The following is a 24,969-nucleotide window of genomic DNA, read 5'->3' on the forward strand; positions in this document are numbered from 1 at the left end:
AATACTGTATTCATTTATGCGAATTAATAAATGTGCTCTTTTGGTTCTTCTTTTAGTTGTTAGTTCTATATTGGGTTTTTTAAAATGGGCTGAAAGAGGGCTGGCCGATCCTCGTTATGAGTTTGATAGCCCTAATGGAAAATTTAAAGTTGTTGTATATCAGCTATCTACATTGACTGAACCATATGAGCTGTTTGGTAAGCTATATGAAAATGAAACAGGAAAGTTTATTGCGGAAAGTCAGTCTGTTCCCTCTGAACGCTTGCATTGGGGTATGGTCGAAGACGATGAGGTTTATATCGGAGTAGACAAAATATTCGATCTCAAGGATTATGATACGAAACACAAGAGCTTTATTAAATAACTTTAAAACCAATAAGTCACAAATCGCTACCTCCAACAATTTGACACTTGATTACTAATTTTATACCCTTATTTCTATAGTTGGATAACCCTGCCTACATGGCGGGGTTTCTTGTTTTTGACTCTTTTTTAATCAATTCTCTGTACTTCAAATCAAACTCTTAAAGCTCACCTCGGTGGGCTTTTTTTATGCCTGTAAGAAAGGAATTTACCATGAAGATTACCAAATTGGTCGTCCATTGTGCGGACACGCCTAACGATAGGGATGTAACGGCAGAAGAGATTCACCAATGGCACATTCAGCGGAAATGGGCAGGAATCGGTTATCACCGTGTTATACGACGTAATGGGGTTATTGAACAGGGGCGTCCTGATTACTGGGAAGGTGCCCATGTAAAAGGCTTCAACTCAACCAGTTTGGGCGTGTGCTTAATTGGTCGTGATCAGTTTACGGATGCGCAGATGCAAAGTTTAGAGCGGGTATTACAAGAGTGGAAAGCGAAATACCCTGATGCTGAGGTTTGTGGGCATCGCGACTTAGATCCGCATAAAACCTGTCCAAATTTTGATGTGAAAGGGTGGTGGACAAAAGTAAAAGGTAACCGTTATGAGAACGCTTAATGACATTGTTGAGTTAACGAAAGCTGGACAACGGCCTACATATGACGAGCTTCGATACTCAGTATGCGCTTTAACGGCATTATCCTGTTTTGATTCTTTAGCGTTGATGCGGTTGGCTGAAGCTGAACAAGAAAAAAGAAAACCAATGTTAATGGATAGTGCTTGGCATCAGTATGAAGAGCATTTTTATAGGCAAAAGCGTGCTTATGCAAAAGATCCTAAGTCGTGGCTAGGTGCTAATAATGATCCTGATAACCCTGAGTGCCAAAAGCGGCGGGAAATCTCCAACAAAATTGTTGATAAAGTAATGGATTCGCAAATTGATGAGTATTAATAAATTAATTCCCGATATCGCTGGTTCCATCATGAATGGATTAGATGATTTATTTACCAGCGATGAAGAACGGTTAAAAGCCCATAATAAAACCTTAGAAACACTCAACCAGCCGCATATCCTCCAAGCCTTAACCACACTAGAAGAAGCCAAGCACCCATCCATTTTTGTATCAGGTTGGCGGCCTGGCTTAGGGTGGTTATGTGTAGGCTTACTGACGTATGCCTGGGTGTTAAGAGACTTAATTATTATTGGCTTATCCCTTGCCAATCGTCCTGATGTAGTGAAATTGCTTCCTACAATTGATACCAGCCAGCTGATTACATTAGTCCTTACGCTACTGGGTTTAGGTGGTATTCGGACCATGGAAAAGATGAAAGGTGTTGCACGTCATTGATGTTTTGTTTGAAGGGTTATCTCATTTGTATAAAAAGAAATAACCCTTTTGGACGTTTAACAGCTTGTTGATTCTGAAGTGACTACGACGGTTTCAATTTCTAATGCCTGTATATATCCTTGTACACATGTACCTTCAATGATAACTTTTCCCTGAGTTGTTCCATATGTATCATGTTGACACAATCTAAAGTCTCCTACGCCACTAATTGAGCGGCAGTCAATTTTATTCCCCACTGATGTAGATGTAATAGGCATATCGAGGGAAGGTGATGTCGCTTTTAGATTTGCAATTTCAGTTTCTAACTGGAGGAGCTTTTCACGTAGTGTGATCTGATCTTTTTCTTGTTCAGCATATACGTTAACAGTACAAAAAATAGTAATAAATACTATGAGTTTTGCTACCTTATCCATCAATAACCCCTTAAATATCCTTATTTGATTTAGAACAGCAGAACCAAAGTAAATTACTCTAATTAAGGATGTATGAATATTTTTTTATCATATTAAAAAATGGTTACTCCGATGATTACCGAAAAAATGATCTCTAATGCGCCCTATGCGGCGAGTACGTTTACCATCATAGCGGGTTTTACCGTGAGAGATTGGGGCGTCATTATCGGAGTAATTCTTACCTTAATTACCGTCATCGTGAACTGGGTGTATAAGCATCGGCAGGATAAGCGGGAAGTCGAACGACATAAACGTGAGCTTGAAAAATTAGTAAGCTTAAAAGATCTTTAAAAGCTACAAGTCCTCTTGATATTTTCTTATAGGACTTGTAGCGAATATACTATGGACAGGTGTGTGACTTCTCAACACATCTTCCTAAGTCACTATCATACTCGTTTAGCCCAGGTTGGTTACATGTGAACATGAACTTCATTTGCTGAATGCAGACTACAGCTTGATTACAGTTTTCACAGTATTGATAGATACCATCTTGCTGTTCAGCACAGGTATTTAGGCATCCAGATGTAGTATTTTGACCACCACAACTTGGAATATTTGACCATGAATCACATCTATTTGTTACGGGGTTATAATATGTATTACCAGGGCATTGTAGTGAAAAAGAAACACCTCCAGCGCAATAATAAAAATTTTGACAACAAGGACAAGCTGAGTAACTGCCATCCGGTAACCCAGAGCAATTAAATTCATTAGCACTTATCTTTTCGTTAATAGTTAATAAGAGTAAAAATAAATAAGGTATTAACCTGATATTCCATGTTGAAAGTATTTTCATAGCATCCTCTCCTTTTGATGCTTGAGTTTATTACCCTTACTTCATGTTTCGTATTTAATTATGGCATTAAATAGCAAGCAGGGATTGTGGTGAAAATGAAGAGTTAATGTCTAATAAGCGCAGAGTAAGTTATTTTTTTGTTAAAGCAGATAAAGGATTAAGTTGAATCCATTCGTATAGTTAATGGCTATAAGAGTATTTCAGAAGGTTATTAAATACCTCTTGTGCACAGCCCACTTCAGTGGGCTTTTTTTTAACTAAAATAAGGTAGCAGTGAATGAATATAATTCCTTTCCAATTTGAATCAACCGCTGTTCGCGTTATTAATAAAGAAGGTGAGCCTTGGTTTGTGGCGAAGGATGTGGCTGATTTATTAGGTTACAAACGAACAGCAGACGCAGTAAGAACACATTGTAAAGGGGTCGGTGAAATACAGACCCCTATCAATGGCGTACTTCAAACAGTAAAAATCATACATGAGCGAGATGTATACAGATTAATAATGAAGTCCAAACTACCTGAAGCTGAAAGGTTTGAAGAGTGGGTGTTTGGAGATGTATTACCCTGCATTCGTAAAACAGGTAGTTATGGTGTTACTCAAATCGATTGGAATAATCCAACACAAATAGCTGGTTTTTTAGCGCAATCTCTCCAGCGGGTTCAGGAGCAGGATGAAGAAATCGCGATGTTAACGCCGAAAGCAAAGTTTCATGATCAGGTTATTCAGTCAGAGGATTCGTTGACCATTGCCGAAGCGGCTAAAATATTGGATACAGGACGTAATCGTTTAATGCAGTTCTTACGTCATCATAGTTGGATCAATCGCTTTAATGAACCTTATCAAGCTAAGATTGAAAGTGGTGATATGGATTTAAAATTAAGTCAGTTTGAGCATCCACGACAAGGCGTAAAAGATAGAATAACGCCATTAATCACAGGTAGAGGTTTAGTGAAACTGAAACGCATGCGTGCAGATTTTCATTAGTGTTTAAGGGCATGGGCACACTTTATGTGCCTCATGGTGGCGAATCAACATCTTTAAAAAACACTAAATTTGACGTTCGTTTTTTAAATCATTGACTTCTTGTTTTAGTTCTTTAATGGCTTCAATCATTACAGGAATTAAGCCAACATAATCCACTTGAAGATAACCACATTTATTTGATACTAACTCAGGGAAAACAGCTTGAACATCTTGAGCAATAACACCGATCTGTTCATTTTGTATTTGAGTTAGTTTGTTAAATTTTTCGGAGCAACTTTGTTGGTCTGCTGCAGGCAATGATTGAATTAATGCATTGTGTTCTTCACTCATAGGTATGTCATAGTTATAAGATACACCTTTAATCGTTGATAATTTATCTAAGCTATTTTGAAGAGAAAGAACATTGGTTTTAAGTCTATAATCACTGTGTCTTAATATAGAATCTTTTAATTGTTCCATAACTTGATTGGTATCGATCTTAACTTTCTTGCCATTAATGACCACTGTGTCTGCGTTGGCATAGACTTGGCTTGAGCTTAATAGAACCAAAGTAATAAAATTAATGTAACGTCTAATCATTTTTTGAAAACCGTCTAATTGTCTAACTATTAAAAAAGATGTTACTGGTAAGATGTTGTTGGTAAGTTGATATACATCACTATAAAAAGCTGAATTTTTAATGGATACAATTGTTTTAATTTGTATTTGTTGTTTAATTAAGTTAAAAAATAAATTAATTAATAATTGGCTTTTAAGGTTATAAAATGCCTTGTTTAATAGGGTTTAGTGATCGTGGGTCCTTATTAAGGTAATGCTAATTTTCGCTACACCCAACCTCGCGGTAAACGCAAAAAATTCCCCACCTATACGCCGCACCAGCAGTTAGCCTTAACCCCTTAAAAAACACTACTTTTGCCCAATTCCTTCTGAGGTGAATGCTCATGAATTCTGAGGCCTATGAAAAATGGTCGATCAGCCAAATGGCGTTGCTATTTGGTATGTGCCGTAAAACCATTTCGAAACGATTAGAACAAGCGGGTATTGAACCGGTTGATAAAGTCAAAGGTTATTCGGTGTATCCGTCAGACCAAGTTGGACCGGCTTTATTTGGACAGAATCAGCTGCCTGTGATTTCTGATCCTGACAAAATGCAACCCAAGGACCGCAAGGATTGGTATCAATCCGAGATCCAACGCTTACAGCTTGAGCAACAGGAAGGCTTATTGTGCAAAGCGGAAGAAGTACGCCGTACGATGCATACCTTAGGGCCTGTTAACACTATTTGAAGCACGACAGGCTTTGCATAAATTACGCACGGGGGATTTGCGTGCTTCCATCCGTGATGCGGATGGGGCAATGGTAACGTATCACAAGCCTGAAGATTTGGAGCGTTATATTCAGCAGCTTGAAGCGGAAATAAATCAGTCTAAACAGCGTCGGGTATTCCGAATAATATTTTGAAAAATATATTGAGTGAATGATCAGTCATTTATACAGTTCTAATAAACAATTACATATATGTATCAACATGTTGAATTATCATTCTGATATCGCTCAGTTTTTTTTTATTGGCACTTAAATAGCAAAGTACATAGTGAATTTTAACTTGCACTAATTAGGTTCACTCTCATGAAAAAAATACTGCTTAAAACGGCTATTTTAGTGGCTTCTATTACATCATTTAATTCTGCTCTTGCTGTACCTGTGTTTTTTCCAGGGACAGGGCATTTCTATGAATATATTCCAAGAGCAACTACTTGGACAACAGCTCGTACAGCAGCTTTAGGTATGAGTTACTTAGGTGCCCCTGGATACTTGGCTACAGTGACCTCCGCACTCGAAAATACATTTTTAACCACATTGTCTTTAGATGGGTGGTTGGGCGGATCGGATGCAAGATTAGAAGGTGACTGGCGCTGGGTCGATGGTCCTGAAGCGGGAACGCAGTTTTGGTCAGGGGGCCCAGGAGGAAGCACATCTACATACGCAAGCTGGGGTCCAGGCGAACCTAATGACCTGTTTGGAGAAGATTTTCTTGAGCTTTCAAGTGGAACTTGGAATGATTTACCTTCAACAAGTACACGTGGTTTTTTCGTAGAATATAACCCACGTATTATTCCTCAACCAGATCCTATTCCTGTACCTGCAACCGCTGCTTTATTTGGACTAGGTCTGGTGGGTATCGCTGGTTTAAGAAAAAGAAAGCAAAAATAAAAAAATCAGTAATTTAATTTTTCTCTTCCGATCACCCGTTGAGTTTTCTATTTACTCTTCGGGTTTTTTTATTATATGCTGGCTAAAAAAGGATTATAGGGACATTCATTGTGTGGTGTGTTTGCCTTAGAATATTCAAAAATACCCAAGTTATTTAATCCAGATGCCAATAGGTATGAAAGTTGGGAAGTCACTCGAGATCAATGTCATATCCCTCAAAAAATACGACAGTAATCAAAGTTTGGGTATACTTCACCACTTTGAAGGATTCGAGAAAAATACTACTTTTTTGAAATGTTTGGGCAAGAGGATAATAAAATAAACCCTCAAAATTAAAAAGTGATGGTAGCTATGTACGAACGTGTTTTTTCTGAGGATGCTGGGGCGGCTTGGATGTTTTTTGATCCTGCATGTAATCAATACGATTTACAATGTTGTATGTATGGATATTTGTCTGAGCTTTCTGAAAAAAATTACTGTGAATTAAAAAGTTATGAAATTAAGTTGCAGTGTGTTGGTTAGTACAAGCTGATGGGTTGGGGTGAGGGAATTATTTTAAATGAGTCTGTTGGAAAATGTAATATGGAAAAGAATGCATATAATATAGCGTATTTAGCTCGCACTATTTGTATGATTTATAATGAAGGGTTGGTTAGTCCAGGAGTAACTCAAGAAAAATTAAAAACCATGAAGTAATAATAAAATTAGGTTTTTCATTATATGCCAAAAAAGCAAAAATCTGGAATAAGAGAATTGAGAAATACATCAAACAACATAAACTCGATGACGTCTAAACAGTTTGCTGGTCAACTTATTCTAGTGAGTTAACTTTGCTATATCAATTGATTTATCCCCGCCATGTTCACTGGATATGATTGAATAGTTGAATTGCGTGAGCATTTTTGTACGATGTTAGTATAGGATGAAATTTTTAATAGTTGCTCCAGTATGTATTGCCTAAAATTTTCTTCAAAATTTAATGAGATTTGAAGTTAAGTTCTAAGAGTTTAATGTGGAGATAAAAGTTTAAATATTGTTCATAAATTTTATAAATTAAAATTGAATTAGTGTTATAAAAAGAATAACTTGTTGATATTTATTGAAAGAAAAAATTGGTCCATTTTTTGAAGTGTTTGGCTTGTGTGTTTTGATATCTAAAGTAAATGTAAAATAATATTGAGGTGGACAGTCAATATGATTTCTTTAAAAAAAGGCCGAAAGTTTTGTTTTGCAGGGCTTGTAACACTGTTGACAACTAATGTAATGGCTGGAGCAGTGGATTTGTCTAGTTGGGTAGTAAACAATCATCCTGGTCCAGGAGGTTCTAACTGGGTTGTTTCTGGAGCAGATAATGATACTGTATTGCAGACAACAAATGGTAATCCTACCGTTTTTTTTGATCCGACAGGAAATGCTCAAGGTACTTCGTTAAGTGGGCAAATTACTGTTGAAACGACAGGTGATGATGATTTTATTGGTTTTGTATTAGGTTATGATCCTGATGAAATTAACAGTGCAGTAAGTGACTTTATCCTTGTGGATTGGAAACAGGGAAACCAAGGTTCATTTGGTGGTACAGCTTTTGAAGGGTTGGCTATTTCACATGTCACCATGCCTGGAGTAGGTCCATTTTGGGGACATGATACGGTACCTTCTGGTGTCTCAGAAATTGCTCGTGCTACAAATTTAGGATCAACAGGTTGGGCGGATAACCAGACTTATACATTTGATATTATCTTTACCTCTTCGTTAATAGAAGTTTTGGTGGATGATGTACTAGAGTTTTCTATTACTCCTGGAGATGCTGGTTTGACGGAGTTTGATAATGGATCATTTGGGTTTTACAACTACTCTCAAGGGAATGTGCGCTATGCGGGTATTACTGAAGACGTAGTTCCTGATCCTGACCCAGATCCAACACCTGTTCCTGTTCCTTCAACGTTAGCAATTTTTCTTCTTGGGTTATTTGGGGCTGGTTTAGCTCGTAGAAGTAAATAAATTTTTTTAGTAAAGTAGTTGCTTCTCAGTAGCCAGTTGGGTGTTTTGTACATTTAACTGGCTGTGACTCGTTACTCGATATAGTACTTATAAAATTGGCTATAAAATAATTTGTCAGGGTCGTACTTTTCTTTTAATATTTTGAAGTACTTCCAGTCAGGATATAAGGAATTGAATTGTTCTTTGGAGGGGAATCGTTGGTAAGTTAAGTAGTAGGTGCCATTATATTTTTTGGATAAATCAACTAAATGCTGTGTCCAAGTCTTCGCTTTTACTAATCCTTTTTTATCGGTTTCAATATTGATAAACAGTACTACGGCAATCATATTATCATTAGCATAGTTGAGTGTACTTTCTTGGTTTTTCTTCAAATAGCGTAGTGTTATACTCAGTAAGTTTACATTTTTGGTCGTGAATTCCTTTCGTAGATCATCCATGAATGCTTTAAAAAAGATAGTAGGTATAAAGTATTCTTGTAAAATATCGGTGTCGTCTGGTGAATAATATGTTAAAAACTTTATAGGAGGACGCATAGCATTATTTCTTGAAAGATGTTGTATCTGGCCAGGAATATCGATTAAGCTTTTTTGTAAATGCCAGCGTAGCTTTTTTCCTGTAGGACTATGTCTGGATAAATCAAATAAATATTTGTTTCGTATTATATGTTTTTCATTATTAAGTTTTTCTGATAGGGGAAAATTATTTTTAAGGATGTAATTGATTGAATAGCATTCTTTGAGAAAATTTTTTCCTTTTACAAAAGAGCATCGACCATAATGAAGAGCGATATTATTATGCTGTAATAGTTGTTCCAAATGTGGCCAGTAGGCTGAGTAATCAACAGCCGTTACCGTTTTTTCGAGGAGGATGTTAGTTGTAAGTGATAGCTCTACTTCCAAAATGACAGCAAGTGTTCCATAACCTCCTATAATTGCACTAAATAACTGAGGTGATGACTGTCGGCTAATCATTTTGGTTTCGCCATTAGCAAGCATGATACGTAGCTTATTGATTGTTTCAATCAATGGACCGTAGTTTGGATCTCGGCCATGAATATTTGCACTAATAGAACCGCCAATAGAGAAAATATTTGATGACTGCATTACCTTTATTGATAGACCATAAGGGTTTATTTTTTGCTGTATTTCATCCCAGGTTACTCCACTTTGCACTGTTATAGTATGCTCTTTAAGTGATAGATCAGTGATTTGATTAAAATGCGACATATCCAGAACTAAAGCATTTGGGTAAGTAATATGTCCACCTTGGCTATGTTTTGTTCCAGATATAACTACTTTTAACTTGTGAGTATTGGCGTATTTAAGTGCTTGCGCTACATCGTACTCTGATTTTGCATGGATAACTTTTGAAACTGCTGTTCGATTTAGATGACTAATATCATCCCAAGTGGTTGCATGGCTAACATTACAAAGTGTAAAAAAGAGAGCAAGGATTAGCGTGGAGGGTGTAATAGTCATAAAAACTGTTTAGTTTGGAGTAAGTGATCATTACCCTAAATGTTTCGCTCAGCGATCACAACTGAATAATAAACAAAGGGTGGCTGATAAACCTAAGTAGTCATGTGTAATACCTCAAGTATTACCCAGAGTGCTTAATGATTTCTCTCACTCTGGGCCTTAAACAGCATCTGTATATCCACAGCGATGGATTTTTAGCTGTGGTTGGCAACAAACCCAATGATTTGCAAAGAGTATATTTAATAGTGTGGTGAGGTTGTGCCGATGGTATTTGTCAGCGTAAATTCAATATCCCCAGATAAACCTAATGAAGCTCGATCATAATGAAGTTCAATACCATTAGGGATATGAGCTTCGCAGTAATCAGGCACTAGTCTCAAGACAGTGACTTGTAATGGAGGTTGTTCATTTTTATTGTTTTTGATATCAATTTTAAAATCACTTTTTGATGTACATCCTCCAGATGTGACATGTAAGACGAGTGAATTGGGTTGTACGTCAAAGCCCATTAAGACTTCTTTAACACCTTCAGCCAGCGTTGTTGTTGAAATTGCTAGTGTGGCAAGTAAACTTGTAATGCTGTGTAGCTTCATTTTTTCCTCCATGATCATGTGTACATTTGGTGAATCATTAAACCAAATGTAATGTTACAGTCAGCTGTTTTGCTTGTGATAAATTTTACCAATGTAGTAAGTTACTCGCATTAACATTTATAATATTATTTGTTTTTTTAGAACGTTTACTATAATACCTGATTCGTTGGTAAAGTTGTAAATTAATCGTGACAGATCATTGGCTATGATTGCTTTTGACGAAATATAAGTGGTAAGAAGCTAAGTAATAGTAGTAATGAAGAAGGTTCAGGAACTTTTGTTGTGTTAAATTGAATTTCTCGTACTTGAAATCGATGTGGCAGTTGAGATTCAATTGGATACAGTCTTATACGATTGAATGGACCTACCTGTTTTGAATAGGCTATATCATGCGTAGAGACAGATGTTGGTGAGGTTAATGCTTCCTCAAAGGTCACGAGTGTTTTAGCATTAAAGAAAGCGAGACTAAATTTTGTTAAACTATCGTCATTGACGGCATAGTCATTGTAAATGCGGATAAAGTCACTGATGTATAAAGCGTCAAAACTAAACTCGATATAAGCATTATCTGTATAAGGGTTAACATACACTTGGTTCCGTGTATCGCCATCACTAAATCTTGAGGCAGAACCATAAACAAAATGCATGCCATTTGTTGTTATAGCCTCTGCGGTTATAACCCCAGCATGAGCCAATGAGGAAGTTAAACCTAAAATGAAATACAACATAACAATTCGATAGAAACAGTTCATTGCAGCCCTCACTAGAATTCAGGTGATTAAATATTGAAGAGTAAAAGGTGACGGTAGCAATAGGGTAAGAAAGAGTAAATTGGACTTTAGTCTTATGCGTAGAATTCTTTAAAGGTGTCCTTTAGCAGTAACCACCAGAAAAGTTTGCGTTTGCATAGTTGCTAATCATTCTACTTGAGTAAACATACATAGTATAGAGAGGGAAATATATAGAGTATTTGTGTTCAAATTATTGACAGTAAACGACTAAATGAGTCTATTATATGAGCTGTTGCAGGGAGTTTTTTATCATCACCTACCTGGTATTTTCCGGTTCGAACTAAACAGCCGCCCAAACCTGCATTAATAGCACCTACCACATCACTTTCGACATCATCGCCAATCATAAGACACTCTTTGGGAGCGTAATGAGTCGAACGAGCAGCTTGAGTAAAAAAGGTATAACTGGGCTTTCCCATGATAATCGCCTGAGTATTTGCGGCCCATTCTAAAGCATGTATAAAGGCACCGGCATCTAGCATTAAACCTTGCTTATCTTTAAAGTATTTATTTTTACCGATTCCAATTAATAAAGCGCCCGACATGCATAGCTGAAAAGCTTTATTGAGTGAGTTGTAGTTAAGTTGTTCACGTGCATCACCTAAAAGCACGCAGTTTGGCTGATGCTGGTCAAGTTTACTGAAATCCTCTTTTAATGCGTCGTGTATAAGACAAAAAGGCCTAAGGTTATTTGCTTTGATGTATTGTTCTGCAGCCACAGGAGCAGTAAACAGCTCCTGACTGTTAATCTTATAACCCATTTTATGTAGTTTGGTAATGATAGTCTGGTGATTCTGGGTAGCAGTATTAGTCACAAAACGCAGTACTAAACCTGTTGCACGTAATTGCTTAAGTGTTGCTACTGCTTCTGGAATGGGTTCATCACCTACATATAACACGCCACTTAAGTCGATGAGTAAAGCTTTATAGTTAAGTTTCATGTTATTTCACCACAGGTTCTGTAGGATGGTATAAAGTTAGCTGTTCTTTTAAGGCTAGTGGTTACTGATGAGACATGCAAAAATAGAGTATGTAACTTGTGACATATACTGGTACAGAGCAATTGAGCTTAGCCATCTATACTACAAGTATTCATTGTAGGGTAAGTATGTGGTTGTTGATGCGCTTATAGTTATGCCAAAATACGTTTTCTTTTTCATGTTGTTTTATCTATCGGCGCTTCAAGCAAGTGATCAAGAACAGATCGTGTTAGCAAATGGCGAGTGGCTGCCTTATTTGTCAAAAAACCTCAGATATTATGGGGTTGGTTCCCATATTGTCTCTGAATCATTTGCTGAAGTTGGTATATCGGTAAGATATGTTTTTTTGCCTTGGAAACGTGCTTATGAGAGTAGTAAAAAGGGAAAATATCATGGCACATTAATTTGGAGTCCTTCAGATGAACGTAAACAGTTGTTCTTATTTAGTGAACCCGTTGTTTATGGTACATCGGTTTTATTTAAACTGAAAAGCCATCATTTTAAGTGGCAGACTTATGATGATTTAACTGATTACAGAATAGGCGGGGTATTGGGTTACTCATACCAATTGGAAGATAATCCAAATATTCAGATTATTCGTATTCCGAGTGAAATTGAAGCATTTAAAATGATAGCCAGGCAACATATTGATCTTTTTCCTTCAGATTTAGATGTAGGCTATGCAACACTTCATGGTAGTCTACCAGAAAGCGTTGTCAATGTGATTGACTATCATCCAAAGCCTTATAATCTCACATCTTATCACTTGATGATTAGTAAAAAAGTAAAAAAGTAAAAAATGCTCAAAAATTAATTGATCAGTTCAATAAAGGCCTTGATAACCTTAAAGCAGATGGCCGCTATGATCGATATTTACGCAGCTCTCGTATGGGCGAATATCAAATAAAGGAAAAAGTAAGTAATAAAGTGAAAGAGGGGAGTGATTAGGTGAAGTTATTTTAATGATAACTCGATACTAAACTGTAGATTGTAAACTAAGGTCGTTTTTCTAAAATTCTGTTTAAAGAGTAATGATATAAGTCATGGTAAAATTTGGTTTTTCCTACTTTAAAAATAGCTTTATTGATTCGTTCAATATCTTCAATAGGGACGCTTACTTTGCTAAACATAAAGTGAATTGAGTCATCATTTACTGGGTAGTCTAAAAATATAAATTTACCATCAAGCCCCATTTTTTTTACTCGAGATTCCAGAAATGTTTTATCATGTAATACAGCATCAACTCTACCATACTGGAGCATTCTTAATCGAGTGGAATCATCCGTTGTTGTAAAAATCGTGTCTGCAAATGTGGCATCACTTTTTTTTAGGTGTTCAAACTCTTTTCCATAAAAAGCCCCCAAATGAACAGCTACTCGCATTTGCTGTCTTGCGATGTCTTTAAGAGTAGTAATGTGCCATTTGTTTTTATCCTCTATTCGAATCATTAAACGCATTTGTTCAAATCGGTATGGTACTGAGAAATTGGCAAACGCTCTTCTTTCTTCTGTAATAGAGGCTAATGAAATCATATCGAGTCTACCATAGCGAATCTCATGAATAGAACGCTTCCATGGCAAATAAATAAACTTATAATGACAACGTGCTTCAGCAAAAACTTTATCGATTAGTTGGATATCTAATCCTGTTGGTTCTTCACTAATATCGCCTTCCATAAAAGGCTCAAAAGGTAACCACGCGATACTGATTTCGTCTTTTTTACATAGATTAATGTCTTGAGCAAATGTTTTGGAAAAATTGAATAAGAGAAAGTAAGAGCAATAAAGTATTATCTGAAAACCAGAGTGAAATGTCATATACTTTCTCTTAAATATATTTTTAAAACATATCATAATTACTTTTTTGACTTCATACTAAAATAACTAAATGTTACTGCCTGAAAGACTATCGCTATTTTAGTTAATAACATTGTGTATTGCTTTAAATAAAATAAGTTTGTCATTACATAGTTAGGCATCTTTAAGTTGTTTGAGCGGCTGTGCTTTAGGTTGAGAGGCCTGGCTCACTGTATGAAGTGCCTCAATCACTGACAGTACACATTCGTCTCTAACTTGAAAGAAAGAAGATAAATCGATGGATTGCATAAATTTTGCGCCTTGATCATGTAATTCTTTATCATGAATGAGTGCTAGGGCTTTATTGATATAGTCTGTAATGGATATGGCTTTTAAGCTAGAAGGTGCATCAACTTGATTAAAAAAATCACTATCCGTTTTTTCAAAAAAGTCACCAGTAGGGCAATCCATGATGAGTTTAGGTACACCGACCATAGATAAGTCAATATTGGTGTTTACGCCGCCAAAAGGAAAGGTACCCAAGGCCAGGTCACAATTAGCTAAATCTTGCAGATACTGGGCATAAGGCTTATGGGTATGGATTACCGTAGGTCCAATGTGTTCAAGCGAAAAGTTGCCAAGATTATCACCAAAGGCAGAGCGTGTTTGTAATATAAAGAAATGAAACTCAACGGCGATATTGGCCCGCTGTTTAACAGACTGACACGCCGCTAAAAAGGAAGGAGAGAGCTTAGGTAAACTACTGTTGATGGCTATACGAAAAATGCCATCATGCAGTTCTTTTTCAGGAATTTTATCAGGTAAATCAGGCCGGCGTGTAAAACCCTGTTGAGGGAAATTAACGGGTATAACGGTTTCCTGGCAGTAAGGGGTGAAACCATTTTCTTGTTGATCGATACCTAAGGGTAATATGTAATCAATGCAGTCACTAAAAGAGGCATGAGGATGCCCTAGAAACATAACTTGAACAGGCGCTAGCCTTAAGTTTGCGAAAAAGACTGCCCACCGACTCATACCGAGAGATGGATAAATAATCATGTCAGCCTGTAAGTCGATAATCTTTTCAAGATCGTTGTTGATGGTAGGTACATCATCATCAAGATAAACAACACGATGGCCATCTTCTTCAGCCTTTTTATCAATCATTGTCTTATTGCAGATTAAGATGACTTCATAGTGTTTTTTTAGCGTTTGTAAAATGGAGTGGTAGCAGCGATACATGGAATGGTTTGATTTGTAGGTCTCCATGCCCATTATAATGCGTTTGACTGGATGAGTTAATGTTGAGGGTATGTGGTTAATTTTTTTGCGAACTTTTTTATTTATTAGGTTGGTTACCCAGCGCTCACAGAGTTTATTTAAACCTTTTTTGAGAAGGTTTTTGTCTGGGTGCTGTAAATAAGTACACCCCATCCAAGGGTTCGGTAACAAACCATAAACAACAGGTTCCAAAGGAACTTTATCGAGTAAGTGATAAGCGCTGACAAGTTCAGCACGATTTTGTTCTGCTCTTGAGCCAAAACTGCAATTTAGATTATAGAGAAGCCCTAGAAAAAAATAGCCAGCTGTTTTAGAGTTATACTCAAAGAGTAAGTTATGGTCGATTTTTATGTTGCTTTCTAAGGAAAAAAATAACAACAGTTGTTGAAAGTCATCATCACTTTGAATGTTAAGTACATACTGGTTATTACAGATTCCTCTTGCGATAAGGATATGATCCATATTTCTATAAGTAGAGGCACTAAAAATATTACCAACATGACATTTATAAAATAAAAATGAAAGTCGTAAATCATTTCCCATTGAATAGGCAGGATCACTGGCTAATGCAGTAATGGCTGCCGCCAGTCTATTGTAAAGTGCGAGACGTTGACTCAGAGTTTTACGATTATCGAAAGGGATAAAGCCAATAAAATAAGCATTATTGTTAGTGATATCATTTGGATCAACAAAAATAGTACCAAATTGATTGGAGTTATCCATAAACCTTAATAGCTGTATTAACAGCTTTTCGGCAACTTGATGGTTACGCCGATACACTGCAAGCTCAAAATCAGCGAGACCAAAATCAATTGTTGGTTTGTTGTTTTCAGCCATGATAATTCCCCCCCTAATACCCGTTAACGAGTCCGTGTATTCATTAGAATGTTGGCTTTTCCTTACGCAAAAATGAGGTGTTGAAACACCTCATTAATAAGTAAGCAGTAAGGAACCCCCGTAATTATTAGCTACTGTAATAACTGTAGTACTTGTTGGGGTTGAGCGTTAGCTTGGGCAAGTACAGAAATACCAGCCTGTTGCAGAACCTGGGTTCGTGATAATTCTGCTGTTTCTGCGGCAAAGTCAGCGTCTTTGATCCGTGAGTTGGCTGCAGCCAAGTTTTCTCTAGCAATTTCTTGGTTAGCAATGGTTGATTCAAAGCGGTTTTGAATGGCCCCTAAGTTAGCGCGCTGAATATTAATTGACTGTAGCGCATTGTCTACCGCATCCAGTGCGCGTAATGCCCCTTCAACGGTGGAGATATCAATATCCTGAACAAATTGGCCAGTTTCCGCGCCACCATAAGTGCCTGCAGATAAACCATGGTTAGAAAGCCCATTATTAGTGTTTGATGTCAGTGTGATAGGGTTAGCGGATGATAACCGAATGGATGACTCATAAACGGCTGCAGCGGCAATACCAGTTGCAGCACTGGTTAGCGTATTGAACACGATATCAACATTGCGTCCATCTTCAGCCAACAGTTGTACACCCGCAGTACTACTACCAGTATCAACGGCAGTAACTCCCGTTTGACCTGCAATAGCATTAATAGCATCCACCACGGCAATTCGACTTTCTTCTGCATCTGTCGATGTGGAGAAACCAGTTGTAGCGACACCATTGATCACGATGTTGCCAGTTAGGGCTGCTGGTGTCATGGCTGCACCATTCACTAAGTTAGGGTTAGCAATGGCGGTTACCCCTGTTTGTTCACTGACTTTATTAATTGCTGCTGCTTTAGTAATTGCGCTGGTGTCTTTGCTTGTGGAAGAAGCCGTATCATCCAAAATATTTCCTGCTGGAACCGGGACACCATTGATGACAATATTGCCATCGCTTAATGCATTACCTGAATCTGCCAGTGACGAGAGAAATGCGCCGGTACCACTGTATTCACCAACCGCTAACCCAACATTTTGATTAAGCTGACCATCGGGGCCTTGATCGATTTTAATGGTGGTACCATCACGAGAGATTAAGGTGAAACCACCTGCAACAGTACCCGCTAGTTCTTCCGCTGCTGTGGGCGCGGCACCTGCAGCTACATTACCCGTGGGGAGTCCAGTGGCTGCGGCTGTTAAGCCGCCAGCTGCGTAAACAAGGGTGATGTTTCGACCATCTTCAGCTTCCAGGGTAATACCCGACTGATCATCCCCGGTATTAACAGCATTAACACCTGTTTGATCTGAGTTGGCATTGATAGCTGCGACAACAGCATCACGGTTTCCCTCAGAAGAAATACTGGTATTGACGGCTAGTGAGATACGTACGCCATTGAGAAATATATTTCCTGTTTGATCCGCTACTGTTTGTGCTGTACCAGCAACGGTATTAGTCAGTACCTCGGCAGTTACGCCTGTTTCGTCAGACTCACCATTAATAGCACTGACTTTAGAAATGGCGCTGGCACTCTTATTCGTCAGCGACGCAGTATCATCCGTGGCTTTAGAGCTTGGGATACTGACGCCATTGATAATAAGATCCCCCTGTACCAGCGCATTGGCGGTCCCTCGAGCACTTACTCCAACATTTTGAGCTGCTCCCAGCTCATCAACTCGGGCACCTTCGATGCCAAAGGTGACACTTTCTCCTTCGTTGGCTCCTATTTGAAACGTCACTTGGGTGAATGTGCCATCCAGTAATTTAGTGCCGTTAAAACTGGTTTGCTCAGAAATACGCGCTATTTCTTTTTTAAGCTGTTCGACCTCGGCGTTTAATGCTTCTCGGTCAAACGCATTATTGGTGGCATTGGCTGATTGCAATGCGAGGTCACGAATACGTAACAAGTTGTCTTTCATTGCACCTAGTGCGCCCTCAGCGGTCTGCGAGAGTGAAACACCATCACCCGCATTACGGATTGCTACCGATAAACCTTGGACTTGGGCGTCAAATCGGGTTGAAATAGCAAGACCGGCAGCATCATCTTTAGCACTATTGATACGAAGCCCTGATGATAAACGTTGCAAAGCAACAGCATTATCAGTTTGCGACCTATTCAGATTTCGCTGAGCATTCAGCGAAGGAATATTGGTATTAATTATTTGAGGCATGGCTTTTCTCCACCTTAATACCAGCCGGTCTGCTTCCCTTGTATCAAATTTGCGGGTTACGCCGGCAACTTGGCAACAAGTTGAAATTTGCGTTGCCTTTGTTGGGGCAATGCTTATGCCAAAGTGAAAAAAAACTGAAAAAACAAATACATATTTATTTAATAAAAATACCATTTAACCATTAGTCGACAGGAAACCGGCAATATAAAACGTGACAAGGCAATTTATTGCCGGTTAAGTGATAAATAATAATTGCCGATTAATTAAGAAAAGGGGAGGAGATGATTAATGTGGAGTGAATAATGGCGAACATGATTAAAAATTGAAGTAATCAACCCTGTTCTAAACCGAGTAATAGAGTGTTATTGGAGAAAAAAACGCTTGGAATAATTCATGGTTAAACGACCAAGCGTAGTAGATATAATGAATGATGCGCGAATTAAAATACAGTGTTAGCTTTGTAATAAACTTAATACTTGTTGTGGCTGAGCATTGGCTTGGGCTAAAACTGAAATTCCTGCCTGCTGTAATACCGTGGTTCGGCTGAGTTCTGCCGTCTCTTGAGCAAAGTCGGCATCTTTTATTCTTGAATTTGCAGAACTTAAATTTTCCTGGGCAATTGCCTGATTTGCGATGGTTGACTCAAAGCGGTTTTGGATAGCACCTAATTTTGCACGTTGTAAATTAATGGATTGAAGGGCATTATCGATAGCGTCTAAAGCTGTCAATGCGCCATCTACTGTTGAAATATCAACATCTTCAATAAACTGTCCAGTTTCTGCCCCACCAAATGTACCTGCAGTAAGTCCCTGGTTAGTTAAGCCATTTGTTGTATTTGAGGTTAAGGTAAAAGAACCTGCCGATGATATTTGTATTGAAGACTCATAGGTATCAGCAGCGGCTATGCCTGTTGCAGCACTGGTGAGTGTTGAAAAACTGATGTCAATATTACGGCCATCTTCCGCAAGTAGTTGTACTCCACCTGTTGTACTACCAGTATCAATTGCCGTCACGCCTGTTTGACCGGAAATGGCATTAATGGCAGCAATAACTGCTAGGCGACTTTCTTCGGCATCAGCTGATGTACTAAATGTCGCGGTTGTAACTCCGTTTATGGTGATATTACCCGTAAGGGCTGCTGGGGTCATCGAAGCCCCATTCACTAAATTGGGGTTGGCCTTGGCGGTTACTCCAGTTTGCTCGCTGACTTTATTGATAGCGGCAGCTTTAGTAATCGCACTGGTGGTTTTGCTGGTTGATGAAGCCGTATCGTCTAATACATTACCTGCAGGTATCGGTACACCGTTAATGACTATATCGCCTGTGTTTAGACTGTTTCCTGAATCGGCTAGGGATGATACAAATGCTTGACTACCACTGTATGTTCCAACCGCTAACCCTACATTCGCATTAAGCTGACCATCTGGGCCTTGGTCTATTTTGATATCACTGTTATCTCGACTGATTAAGGTAAAGCCTCCTGCTGTTGTTCCATTCAGTTCTTCTGCTGCAGTAGGTGGATCACCTGCGGCGACATTACCTGTTGGTAACCCTGTTGCCGCAGCGGTTAAATCATCAGTTCCCCCGCGACCAAAGACGAGCGTTATATTTCGGCCATCTTCAGCTTCTAATGTAATGCCAGAGGCATCAATTCCGGTATTAATTGCGGTGACACCCGTTTGCCCTGAATAGGCATTGATTGCTGCAACTACCGCATCGCGGTTGGCATCAGACGCTAAGCTTGTACCCACGGCCAAAGGAATTCTCACGCCATTAAGGAAAATATTACCTGACTGATCTGCCACTGTTTGGTTGGTACCTGCAACGGTATTTGTCAGTACTTCTGCCGTAATACCGGTTTCATCAGAGTGGCTATTAATGGCAGAAACTTTAGCAATGGCACTCGCACTTTTATTGGCAATTGACGCGGTGTCATCGCTGGCTTTTGAGCTGGTAATGGTAACGCCATTGATGATTAAGTCACCTTGTGTGATGGCATTGGTGGTTCCTCTGGCACTTACACCTACGGTTTGGGCTGCGCCTAACTCATCAACGCGAGCACCATCAATACCAAAGCTAACAGTTTCCCCTTCGTTGGCGCCAATTTGAAATGAAACACTTTTAAAGGTGCCATCCAGGAGTTTGGTGCCATTAAAATTGGTTTGTTCAGATAAGCGTTGTACTTCGGCTTTTAACTGTTGTACTTCAGCATTTAAAGCTTCACGGTCTAATGCACTGTTGGAAGCATTGGCGGCTTGTAATGCAAGATCACGAATACGTAATAAATTGTCTTGCATGGCTCCAAGCGCACCTTCTGCGGTTTGGGCTAAAGATACGCCATCGCCAGCATTGCGAATGGCAACGCCAAGCCCTGAAATTTGCGCATCAAAACGAGTTGCTATCGCTAAACCTGCAGCATCATCTTTCGCACTGTTAATTCTCAAACCAGACGACAAGCGTTGTAGTGCAACGGCGTATTGATTTTGAGAACGATTTAAGTTGCGTTGAGCATTCAACGAGGGAATATTGCTATTAATAACTTGTGGCATGTTCCTTGTCTCCCGCCTGGATGGTGCTGAGTGGTCGGCACTATAACCTTAACCTTCAACCTTAACCTTCAAGACATCCCTTAAATAAAAAATAGAGACTGTTTCTGGACTAAGAGCAAAACAGCAACTCTTATGCCATTGAATAAAAAAACTATTATTTTCAATTTAATACGAATAATGATGTGTTTATTAATAGAGATGGGCGGCAAAAAAATGCCGAAAAATAGTGACGGGTAAAAAACTAAATGAAGTTAAATATGCAGTAAAATGACGGTTATACGACAGTAAATATTTTTATAAAAAAGTGAGAAAAAAACTAAAGGAAATCACTTTGTGGTCGTTATTAAAAATACTACGGAACATTAGATCTCCCCCATAAGCAGTATTTGAGGTGTGTTGGTAAAGGGAGTAACTGACTAAGTAAGGAGCGATCACATGCCTCAGGTCATTAATACTAACCTTGCCTCTATCAGTGCACAGCGTTATCTGGGTATTTCTCAATCAGATAAAGAGCAAGCAATGCTACGTTTGTCGTCTGGTTTGAGAATTAACAGTGCAAAAGATGATGCAGCCGGTTTAGCGATTTCTTCTCGGTTTACTTCACAAATACGCGGAACATCTGTTGCCATACAAAATGCAAATAATGGTATTTCTTTGGCACAAACGGCAGAAGGTGCGTTGAATTCAATTTCTAGTAACTTACAGCGTGTCAGAGAACTGGCATTACAATCGGCTAATGGCAGTAATACCGATATTGATCGTGATGCATTAAATCAAGAGGTTCAACAGCTTGTTGCAGAAATAAAAAGTGTGGCTGAAAAAACCAATTTTAATGGTAAAAATCTGTTGGATGGATCTTTCTCAAACGCCTATTTTCAAACTGGGGCCAATTTAGGTGATACCATTTCAGTGAGTATTGCAAGAACCAGTACAGATTCATTAGGTACCTCGCTTGAAGCGGGTATTTCTTCAATGTTGACGGGTAATAGCCAGTTAAATGCAGGTGATTTAGTCATTAATGGTATTGCTGTCGGTGCATCTTCAGGCGCAGATGATACATCCTCTACTAATTATCAAGAGCGGGGAGCAATAGCGAAAGCAGAAGCGATCAATAAAGTCTCAGAACAAACGGGCGTTATTGCTAAAGTTAATGCGGCAACTATTGCAGGAGGTAGTTACTCCAATACCGATGATAAAACCGGGCAAATTACCGTTAATGGTGTGACGATTGATCTAGTGACAGATAGCGCATTAAGCACCGAGGCAAATTTAGAGGCGGTCGTTACTGCAATTAATGAAAAGTCTGGCCAAACAGGTGTTGTCGCATCTTTTGATGGCAATTCAACCACAGGGATTACATTAGTTGCTGACGATGGCAGAAATGTCGATATACAAAATGTATCAGGAAATGCTTCTGCAGATTTCGGGTTAGCCACAGGGAACACCACGTACTTTGGTACATTTACTTTAATTTCACAAGACGGTGAAGATATTACTATCGATTCAACGACAGGTAATATTGATAATGCGGGATTAGAGGTAGGTACCTTCAGTGGGGTAAATGGTGGCTCGGTGGGTGATAACGTTACGAATACCGCATTATCTATTGGTGACTTAGTCATTAATGGTGTTGCAGTTGGAGCTTCGTTAACATCATTAGATACATCGTCAACGACAGGTAACGCAGCAAGTGCTATCGCAAAAGCGGCAGCAATAAATGCAGTGAGTGAAAAGTCTGGGGTGACAGCAAAAGCAAATGCCACGATTGTCACTGGTGGAACCATTACAACAGGTACTGCCCAAAGTGGTAATGTGGTTATTAATGGGGTAGATATCCAAATCTCCTATGGCGCCAATGATTCTGCAAGTGATATTCAAAATACTATTATTAATGCGGTTAATTCTAAGTCAGGGCAGAATGGGGTTAGAGCAGAAGCGTTTGGCAGTACTTTCCGGTTGATCGCTGATGATGGAAGAAATATAGATGTCAGTGCGATAAACACAGTAGCAAATGCGGGTTTTTCTGTAGCAACCACTTATAGTTCAGTGTCACTGACTTCAGCAGGGCAGTTTACACTCACCTCAAATACAGGTTCGATAAACCGGGCTGGTTTCCAAATAGGTACGTTTGGTGGGCAAGAAGCAGGGCAGCTATTGGATGATTTAGATATTTCTACCCTGAGTGGCGCAAATGATGCGTTAATATCCATTGATAATGCGATTAGTCGAGTTTCTGAGCAGATTTCAGCGCTTGGTGCCTTGCAAAACCGCTTTTTATCAACAGTTAGTAACTTATCGGTTAATAGTGAAAACCTGTCCGCTGCAAACTCTCGTATTTTGGATGCAGACTTTGCCGCTGAAACTGCTGAAATGAGTCGTGCTACTGTATTGCAGCAAGCGGGTATTTCGGTATTGGCTCAAGCCAATGCACAACCCCAACAAGTGTTGTCTTTACTGCAGTAACAGCATGAATCCCTTTAGTGAGAGGGAAGTTTAAATTAGCTTAGTGTATTAATAACCAGCCCAAATCCTATAGCGGTTTGGGCATGGTCATGAAAGAGGACATTATCATGGGAGGTATAACACCAATAGGTTCTCCTGTGGTCACACCTACTGTTGATGAGACTAAAAAACAGTCGTCGTTAAATACGACACATAAAGTTCAACAGGGGGAAATGCCGCGAGTTGAAAATGCAGAGCCGAAGGTTAATGTTAATCAACCCAAAGCATTCAATGAACAGCAAGTTAATGCTGCTGTTGAGCAGTTAAATGAATTTGTTTCTGCTACGCAAAGAGATCTTTTATTTAAAGTAGATGATGATGCCGGGCGAGTTGTGATTTCTGTGGTTGACCGGAAGTCTGAAGAAATTATTCGGCAAATTCCTGAGGAGCTTGCACTGCGTTTAGCTAAAAATCTAAAAGAAAATGGCGATTTAATATTAATTAAACAACAGGCCTAGTAGTGGTTAAATTGTGTGTTACTGTGATTAAGATTTTTATACGTTTAAGTTAATGGTTAGTATTTTTTATAAGCAGAAAGAGGATAAAAAAATAGCCGCCCAAAGGCGACTATTTAAAAAACAAAAATGAAAGACAAAGTAGATTTATTTGTCTCTATTTTTATTTATGCTTTTTTGCGACGGATACGAGTCAAACCTAAAAGACCTAGACCCATCAATGCTAAAGCTGAAGGAGTAGGTACTGTACCTTTAGCGTGAAGCAAATCATTACCACATTCCATAGTGTAATGCAGCCAGAAGTCTGTACCTTCACCTAAGAAGCTTAAGTCAAAACCATTCGCATAGTAGTGAGATGCTTGACCGATTTCTGCATCACCTTCATAACCTGTTTGAGCATCAGTCAATAGGTCAAGAGTGAAAGAACCTGTTGTTACTTGCTGACCACCACCTGCATAAGCCCAAGGGTTAGAGAATTGGTGATTGTTTAAAGTCGTTGTTAATGTTTCTGAGTCAGCATCTAACTTGAAAACAGTGTAAGTTAATTGATTCCAGTCAATATCAAGCACATAGTCATAACCAAAAGTATCTTTTACTTGCTGGCCTGGACCGTAAGCACCAGTATTTGATGAGAAATCACCGTCAAGATCAATAAAGATATCACCTGAAGCATATTGACCTTGACCATTTTTTAGGTCAAATCCACTTACAAGACCAACAGTGTAGTTAGAGCTTTTAATTACAGCTTCAGTATCGAATAATTGAGTACCTGACTGGCCAACTTCAACTTCTTGATCTTCGTGTGTGCTGCCATACCAGTCATTGTATGATCCAGCTTGAGAATTACCATCATAAATTGTGATGTCACCACCTAAAGGTGAAGCCATTACTTGTGAAGACACTGCAACAACTGTTGTAGCAAACAATGCAGCTAATTTATTCATTTAGAATCTCCCTATAACGCCTATGGCGCGTAATAAAAAATCTGTGAGTTACTTCAAAAGACAATATGCTTGCGAGCGAGAGGTATAAGCATATGTTGTGCCACAAATTAAAAATACAATAAAAACAATATATTATGAATTTTTATTAAAATTTTAAATAATTGCTGTAAAAAAACCTTTATGTGATTAATTCCCATAAAAACAGTGATTTAGTTTGCTTTTATGAGAAAAAAACATGTTTTTGTTCACGGTTGGAATAATGAAAAACAAAAAATTCAAATTATGTCTCACTTATAATTTGTTGCTTTTCAAAAAAGTATGTTTATTCCAATTAGGTAGATAATCTTGGTCTGTAAAAAAAACTAACAGTGTCTGTATTTTGATATG

The 24,969-nt window shown here is 38.6% G+C and carries 27 protein-coding genes; 15 read left to right on the forward strand and 12 right to left on the reverse strand.

Annotation, left to right across the window (positions count from 1 at the left end):
* Positions 1-16 precede the first annotated feature (16 nt).
* From ACQ96U_RS00250 to ACQ96U_RS00265, 4 genes are all read left to right on the forward strand, one after another.
* The gene (locus ACQ96U_RS00250) at positions 17-364 is read left to right on the forward strand and encodes a hypothetical protein (protein ID WP_431719218.1); all 348 of its coding nucleotides are present in this window, start codon (positions 17-19) and stop codon (positions 362-364) included.
* 212 nt (positions 365-576) lie between these two features.
* Positions 577-984 carry an N-acetylmuramoyl-L-alanine amidase gene (locus ACQ96U_RS00255; RefSeq protein WP_431719219.1) on the forward strand — a complete coding sequence of 136 codons (408 nt, stop codon included), beginning with the start codon at positions 577-579 and terminating at the stop codon, positions 982-984.
* Positions 971-1,318 carry a hypothetical protein gene (locus tag ACQ96U_RS00260; RefSeq protein ID WP_431719220.1) on the forward strand — a complete coding sequence of 116 codons (348 nt, stop codon included), beginning with the start codon at positions 971-973 and terminating at the stop codon, positions 1,316-1,318. The genes ACQ96U_RS00255 and ACQ96U_RS00260 overlap by 14 nt, the downstream gene beginning before the upstream one ends.
* Positions 1,308-1,715 (forward strand): 3TM-type holin, encoded by a 408-nt coding sequence (locus ACQ96U_RS00265; RefSeq protein ID WP_431719221.1) that lies wholly within the window; start codon positions 1,308-1,310, stop codon positions 1,713-1,715. The genes ACQ96U_RS00260 and ACQ96U_RS00265 overlap by 11 nt, the downstream gene beginning before the upstream one ends.
* Positions 1,716-1,771: 56 nt before the next feature.
* Here the strand turns inward: ACQ96U_RS00265 and ACQ96U_RS00270 are convergent, their stop codons facing one another.
* Positions 1,772-2,128 (reverse strand): hypothetical protein, encoded by a 357-nt coding sequence (locus ACQ96U_RS00270; RefSeq protein WP_431719222.1) that lies wholly within the window; start codon positions 2,126-2,128, stop codon positions 1,772-1,774.
* Positions 2,129-2,227: 99 nt separating this feature from the next.
* On the opposite strand from ACQ96U_RS00270, the gene ACQ96U_RS00275 reads away from it, so the two are divergent.
* Positions 2,228-2,458 carry an HP1 family phage holin gene (locus tag ACQ96U_RS00275; protein ID WP_431719223.1) on the forward strand — a complete coding sequence of 77 codons (231 nt, stop codon included), beginning with the start codon at positions 2,228-2,230 and terminating at the stop codon, positions 2,456-2,458.
* 49 nt (positions 2,459-2,507) lie between these two features.
* On the opposite strand, the gene ACQ96U_RS00280 is transcribed toward ACQ96U_RS00275, so the two are convergent.
* On the reverse strand, positions 2,508-2,963 hold the full coding sequence (locus ACQ96U_RS00280; protein WP_431719224.1) for a chitin binding peritrophin-A domain-containing protein: 456 nt from the start codon (positions 2,961-2,963) through the stop codon (positions 2,508-2,510).
* Positions 2,964-3,240: 277 nt separating this feature from the next.
* On the opposite strand from ACQ96U_RS00280, the gene ACQ96U_RS00285 reads away from it, so the two are divergent.
* Positions 3,241-3,948: a BRO family protein gene (locus tag ACQ96U_RS00285; protein ID WP_431719225.1), complete on the forward strand. Its 708-nt coding sequence runs from the start codon at positions 3,241-3,243 to the stop codon at positions 3,946-3,948.
* 63 nt (positions 3,949-4,011) lie between these two features.
* Here the strand turns inward: ACQ96U_RS00285 and ACQ96U_RS00290 are convergent, their stop codons facing one another.
* A complete protein-coding gene (locus ACQ96U_RS00290) occupies positions 4,012-4,527 on the reverse strand; it encodes a tail fiber domain-containing protein (protein WP_431719226.1) in 516 nt (171 codons plus the stop codon).
* A gap of 362 nt (positions 4,528-4,889) precedes the next feature.
* Between ACQ96U_RS00290 and ACQ96U_RS00295 the strand changes: the two genes are divergently transcribed.
* The 6 genes from ACQ96U_RS00295 to ACQ96U_RS00320 all read left to right on the forward strand — a co-directional run bounded on the left by ACQ96U_RS00295 (position 4,890) and on the right by ACQ96U_RS00320 (position 8,160).
* Positions 4,890-5,234, forward strand: a complete 345-nt coding sequence (locus ACQ96U_RS00295) for a DUF1441 family protein (protein WP_431719227.1) — start codon at positions 4,890-4,892, stop codon at positions 5,232-5,234.
* Positions 5,235-5,247: 13 nt separating this feature from the next.
* Positions 5,248-5,409: a gpW family head-tail joining protein gene (gene gpW / locus ACQ96U_RS00300; RefSeq protein ID WP_431719228.1), complete on the forward strand. Its 162-nt coding sequence runs from the start codon at positions 5,248-5,250 to the stop codon at positions 5,407-5,409.
* Between the two features lie 168 nt (positions 5,410-5,577).
* A complete protein-coding gene (locus ACQ96U_RS00305; RefSeq protein ID WP_431719229.1) occupies positions 5,578-6,162 on the forward strand; it encodes a PEP-CTERM sorting domain-containing protein in 585 nt (194 codons plus the stop codon).
* 351 nt (positions 6,163-6,513) lie between these two features.
* On the forward strand, positions 6,514-6,684 hold the full coding sequence (locus ACQ96U_RS00310; RefSeq protein ID WP_431719230.1) for a hypothetical protein: 171 nt from the start codon (positions 6,514-6,516) through the stop codon (positions 6,682-6,684).
* A gap of 9 nt (positions 6,685-6,693) precedes the next feature.
* Entirely contained in the window at positions 6,694-6,858 is a 165-nt protein-coding gene (locus tag ACQ96U_RS00315) for a hypothetical protein (RefSeq protein WP_431719231.1), read from the forward strand.
* Between the two features lie 498 nt (positions 6,859-7,356).
* Positions 7,357-8,160: a PEP-CTERM sorting domain-containing protein gene (locus ACQ96U_RS00320; RefSeq protein WP_431719232.1), complete on the forward strand. Its 804-nt coding sequence runs from the start codon at positions 7,357-7,359 to the stop codon at positions 8,158-8,160.
* A gap of 71 nt (positions 8,161-8,231) precedes the next feature.
* On the opposite strand, the gene ACQ96U_RS00325 is transcribed toward ACQ96U_RS00320, so the two are convergent.
* The 4 genes from ACQ96U_RS00325 to ACQ96U_RS00340 form a co-directional block, all read right to left on the reverse strand.
* Positions 8,232-9,638, reverse strand: a complete 1,407-nt coding sequence (locus ACQ96U_RS00325) for an FAD-binding protein (RefSeq protein WP_431719233.1) — start codon at positions 9,636-9,638, stop codon at positions 8,232-8,234.
* A 239-nt stretch (positions 9,639-9,877) separates the two neighbouring features.
* Complete coding sequence (locus ACQ96U_RS00330; RefSeq protein WP_431719234.1) at positions 9,878-10,231, reverse strand: hypothetical protein; 354 nt, start codon at positions 10,229-10,231, stop codon at positions 9,878-9,880.
* 203 nt (positions 10,232-10,434) lie between these two features.
* Positions 10,435-10,983: a hypothetical protein gene (locus ACQ96U_RS00335; RefSeq protein WP_431719235.1), complete on the reverse strand. Its 549-nt coding sequence runs from the start codon at positions 10,981-10,983 to the stop codon at positions 10,435-10,437.
* Positions 10,984-11,207: 224 nt separating this feature from the next.
* A complete protein-coding gene (locus ACQ96U_RS00340) occupies positions 11,208-11,963 on the reverse strand; it encodes a TIGR01458 family HAD-type hydrolase (RefSeq protein ID WP_431719236.1) in 756 nt (251 codons plus the stop codon).
* A gap of 169 nt (positions 11,964-12,132) precedes the next feature.
* On the opposite strand from ACQ96U_RS00340, the gene ACQ96U_RS00345 reads away from it, so the two are divergent.
* Positions 12,133-12,798, forward strand: coding sequence for a substrate-binding periplasmic protein (locus ACQ96U_RS00345; protein ID WP_431719237.1), 666 nt, complete (start codon positions 12,133-12,135; stop codon positions 12,796-12,798).
* Positions 12,799-12,997: 199 nt separating this feature from the next.
* Here the strand turns inward: ACQ96U_RS00345 and ACQ96U_RS00350 are convergent, their stop codons facing one another.
* From ACQ96U_RS00350 to ACQ96U_RS00365, 4 genes are all read right to left on the reverse strand, one after another.
* Entirely contained in the window at positions 12,998-13,819 is an 822-nt protein-coding gene (locus ACQ96U_RS00350) for a substrate-binding periplasmic protein (protein ID WP_431719238.1), read from the reverse strand.
* Positions 13,820-13,972: 153 nt separating this feature from the next.
* Positions 13,973-15,916 (reverse strand): hypothetical protein, encoded by a 1,944-nt coding sequence (locus tag ACQ96U_RS00355; protein ID WP_431719239.1) that lies wholly within the window; start codon positions 15,914-15,916, stop codon positions 13,973-13,975.
* A 131-nt stretch (positions 15,917-16,047) separates the two neighbouring features.
* The gene (locus ACQ96U_RS00360; RefSeq protein WP_431719240.1) at positions 16,048-18,132 is read right to left on the reverse strand and encodes a flagellin; all 2,085 of its coding nucleotides are present in this window, start codon (positions 18,130-18,132) and stop codon (positions 16,048-16,050) included.
* Between the two features lie 452 nt (positions 18,133-18,584).
* Complete coding sequence (locus ACQ96U_RS00365; protein ID WP_431719241.1) at positions 18,585-20,681, reverse strand: flagellin; 2,097 nt, start codon at positions 20,679-20,681, stop codon at positions 18,585-18,587.
* A gap of 435 nt (positions 20,682-21,116) precedes the next feature.
* Here ACQ96U_RS00365 and ACQ96U_RS00370 point away from each other — a divergent pair, with 435 nt between their 5' ends.
* Together ACQ96U_RS00370 and ACQ96U_RS00375 are read left to right on the forward strand one after the other, a co-directional pair.
* The gene (locus tag ACQ96U_RS00370; protein ID WP_431719242.1) at positions 21,117-23,144 is read left to right on the forward strand and encodes a flagellin; all 2,028 of its coding nucleotides are present in this window, start codon (positions 21,117-21,119) and stop codon (positions 23,142-23,144) included.
* An 89-nt stretch (positions 23,145-23,233) separates the two neighbouring features.
* The gene (locus ACQ96U_RS00375; protein ID WP_431719243.1) at positions 23,234-23,641 is read left to right on the forward strand and encodes a flagellar protein FlaG; all 408 of its coding nucleotides are present in this window, start codon (positions 23,234-23,236) and stop codon (positions 23,639-23,641) included.
* A 164-nt stretch (positions 23,642-23,805) separates the two neighbouring features.
* Here the strand turns inward: ACQ96U_RS00375 and ACQ96U_RS00380 are convergent, their stop codons facing one another.
* Positions 23,806-24,582, reverse strand: coding sequence for a hypothetical protein (locus ACQ96U_RS00380; RefSeq protein WP_431719244.1), 777 nt, complete (start codon positions 24,580-24,582; stop codon positions 23,806-23,808).
* Positions 24,583-24,969 lie beyond the last annotated feature (387 nt).

The sequence above is a fragment of the Zooshikella sp. RANM57 genome (assembly GCF_050749885.1).
Classification (GTDB): domain Bacteria; phylum Pseudomonadota; class Gammaproteobacteria; order Pseudomonadales; family Zooshikellaceae; genus Zooshikella.

What these genes read in the sequence shown, in the direction of transcription:
- ACQ96U_RS00340 (WP_431719236.1), bottom strand. Translation starts at nt 11,963, where the DNA reads ATGAAACTTAACTATAAAGCTTTACTCATCGACTTAAGTGGCGTGTTA.
- ACQ96U_RS00290 (WP_431719226.1), bottom strand. Translation starts at nt 4,527, where the DNA reads ATGATTAGACGTTACATTAATTTTATTACTTTGGTTCTATTAAGCTCA.
- ACQ96U_RS00315 (WP_431719231.1), top strand. Translation starts at nt 6,694, where the DNA reads ATGGGTTGGGGTGAGGGAATTATTTTAAATGAGTCTGTTGGAAAATGT.
- ACQ96U_RS00380 (WP_431719244.1), bottom strand. Translation starts at nt 24,582, where the DNA reads ATGAATAAATTAGCTGCATTGTTTGCTACAACAGTTGTTGCAGTGTCT.
- ACQ96U_RS00270 (WP_431719222.1), bottom strand. Translation starts at nt 2,128, where the DNA reads ATGGATAAGGTAGCAAAACTCATAGTATTTATTACTATTTTTTGTACT.
- ACQ96U_RS00305 (WP_431719229.1), top strand. Translation starts at nt 5,578, where the DNA reads ATGAAAAAAATACTGCTTAAAACGGCTATTTTAGTGGCTTCTATTACA.
- ACQ96U_RS00360 (WP_431719240.1), bottom strand. Translation starts at nt 18,132, where the DNA reads ATGCCTCAAATAATTAATACCAATATTCCTTCGCTGAATGCTCAGCGA.
- ACQ96U_RS00375 (WP_431719243.1), top strand. Translation starts at nt 23,234, where the DNA reads ATGAAAGAGGACATTATCATGGGAGGTATAACACCAATAGGTTCTCCT.
- ACQ96U_RS00330 (WP_431719234.1), bottom strand. Translation starts at nt 10,231, where the DNA reads ATGAAGCTACACAGCATTACAAGTTTACTTGCCACACTAGCAATTTCA.
- ACQ96U_RS00280 (WP_431719224.1), bottom strand. Translation starts at nt 2,963, where the DNA reads ATGAAAATACTTTCAACATGGAATATCAGGTTAATACCTTATTTATTT.
- ACQ96U_RS00265 (WP_431719221.1), top strand. Translation starts at nt 1,308, where the DNA reads ATGAGTATTAATAAATTAATTCCCGATATCGCTGGTTCCATCATGAAT.
- ACQ96U_RS00365 (WP_431719241.1), bottom strand. Translation starts at nt 20,681, where the DNA reads ATGCCACAAGTTATTAATAGCAATATTCCCTCGTTGAATGCTCAACGC.
- ACQ96U_RS00370 (WP_431719242.1), top strand. Translation starts at nt 21,117, where the DNA reads ATGCCTCAGGTCATTAATACTAACCTTGCCTCTATCAGTGCACAGCGT.
- ACQ96U_RS00320 (WP_431719232.1), top strand. Translation starts at nt 7,357, where the DNA reads ATGATTTCTTTAAAAAAAGGCCGAAAGTTTTGTTTTGCAGGGCTTGTA.
- ACQ96U_RS00350 (WP_431719238.1), bottom strand. Translation starts at nt 13,819, where the DNA reads ATGACATTTCACTCTGGTTTTCAGATAATACTTTATTGCTCTTACTTT.
- ACQ96U_RS00260 (WP_431719220.1), top strand. Translation starts at nt 971, where the DNA reads ATGAGAACGCTTAATGACATTGTTGAGTTAACGAAAGCTGGACAACGG.
- ACQ96U_RS00310 (WP_431719230.1), top strand. Translation starts at nt 6,514, where the DNA reads ATGTACGAACGTGTTTTTTCTGAGGATGCTGGGGCGGCTTGGATGTTT.
- ACQ96U_RS00250 (WP_431719218.1), top strand. Translation starts at nt 17, where the DNA reads ATGCGAATTAATAAATGTGCTCTTTTGGTTCTTCTTTTAGTTGTTAGT.
- ACQ96U_RS00355 (WP_431719239.1), bottom strand. Translation starts at nt 15,916, where the DNA reads ATGGCTGAAAACAACAAACCAACAATTGATTTTGGTCTCGCTGATTTT.
- ACQ96U_RS00255 (WP_431719219.1), top strand. Translation starts at nt 577, where the DNA reads ATGAAGATTACCAAATTGGTCGTCCATTGTGCGGACACGCCTAACGAT.
- ACQ96U_RS00295 (WP_431719227.1), top strand. Translation starts at nt 4,890, where the DNA reads ATGAATTCTGAGGCCTATGAAAAATGGTCGATCAGCCAAATGGCGTTG.
- ACQ96U_RS00285 (WP_431719225.1), top strand. Translation starts at nt 3,241, where the DNA reads ATGAATATAATTCCTTTCCAATTTGAATCAACCGCTGTTCGCGTTATT.
- ACQ96U_RS00275 (WP_431719223.1), top strand. Translation starts at nt 2,228, where the DNA reads ATGGTTACTCCGATGATTACCGAAAAAATGATCTCTAATGCGCCCTAT.
- ACQ96U_RS00325 (WP_431719233.1), bottom strand. Translation starts at nt 9,638, where the DNA reads ATGACTATTACACCCTCCACGCTAATCCTTGCTCTCTTTTTTACACTT.
- ACQ96U_RS00335 (WP_431719235.1), bottom strand. Translation starts at nt 10,983, where the DNA reads ATGAACTGTTTCTATCGAATTGTTATGTTGTATTTCATTTTAGGTTTA.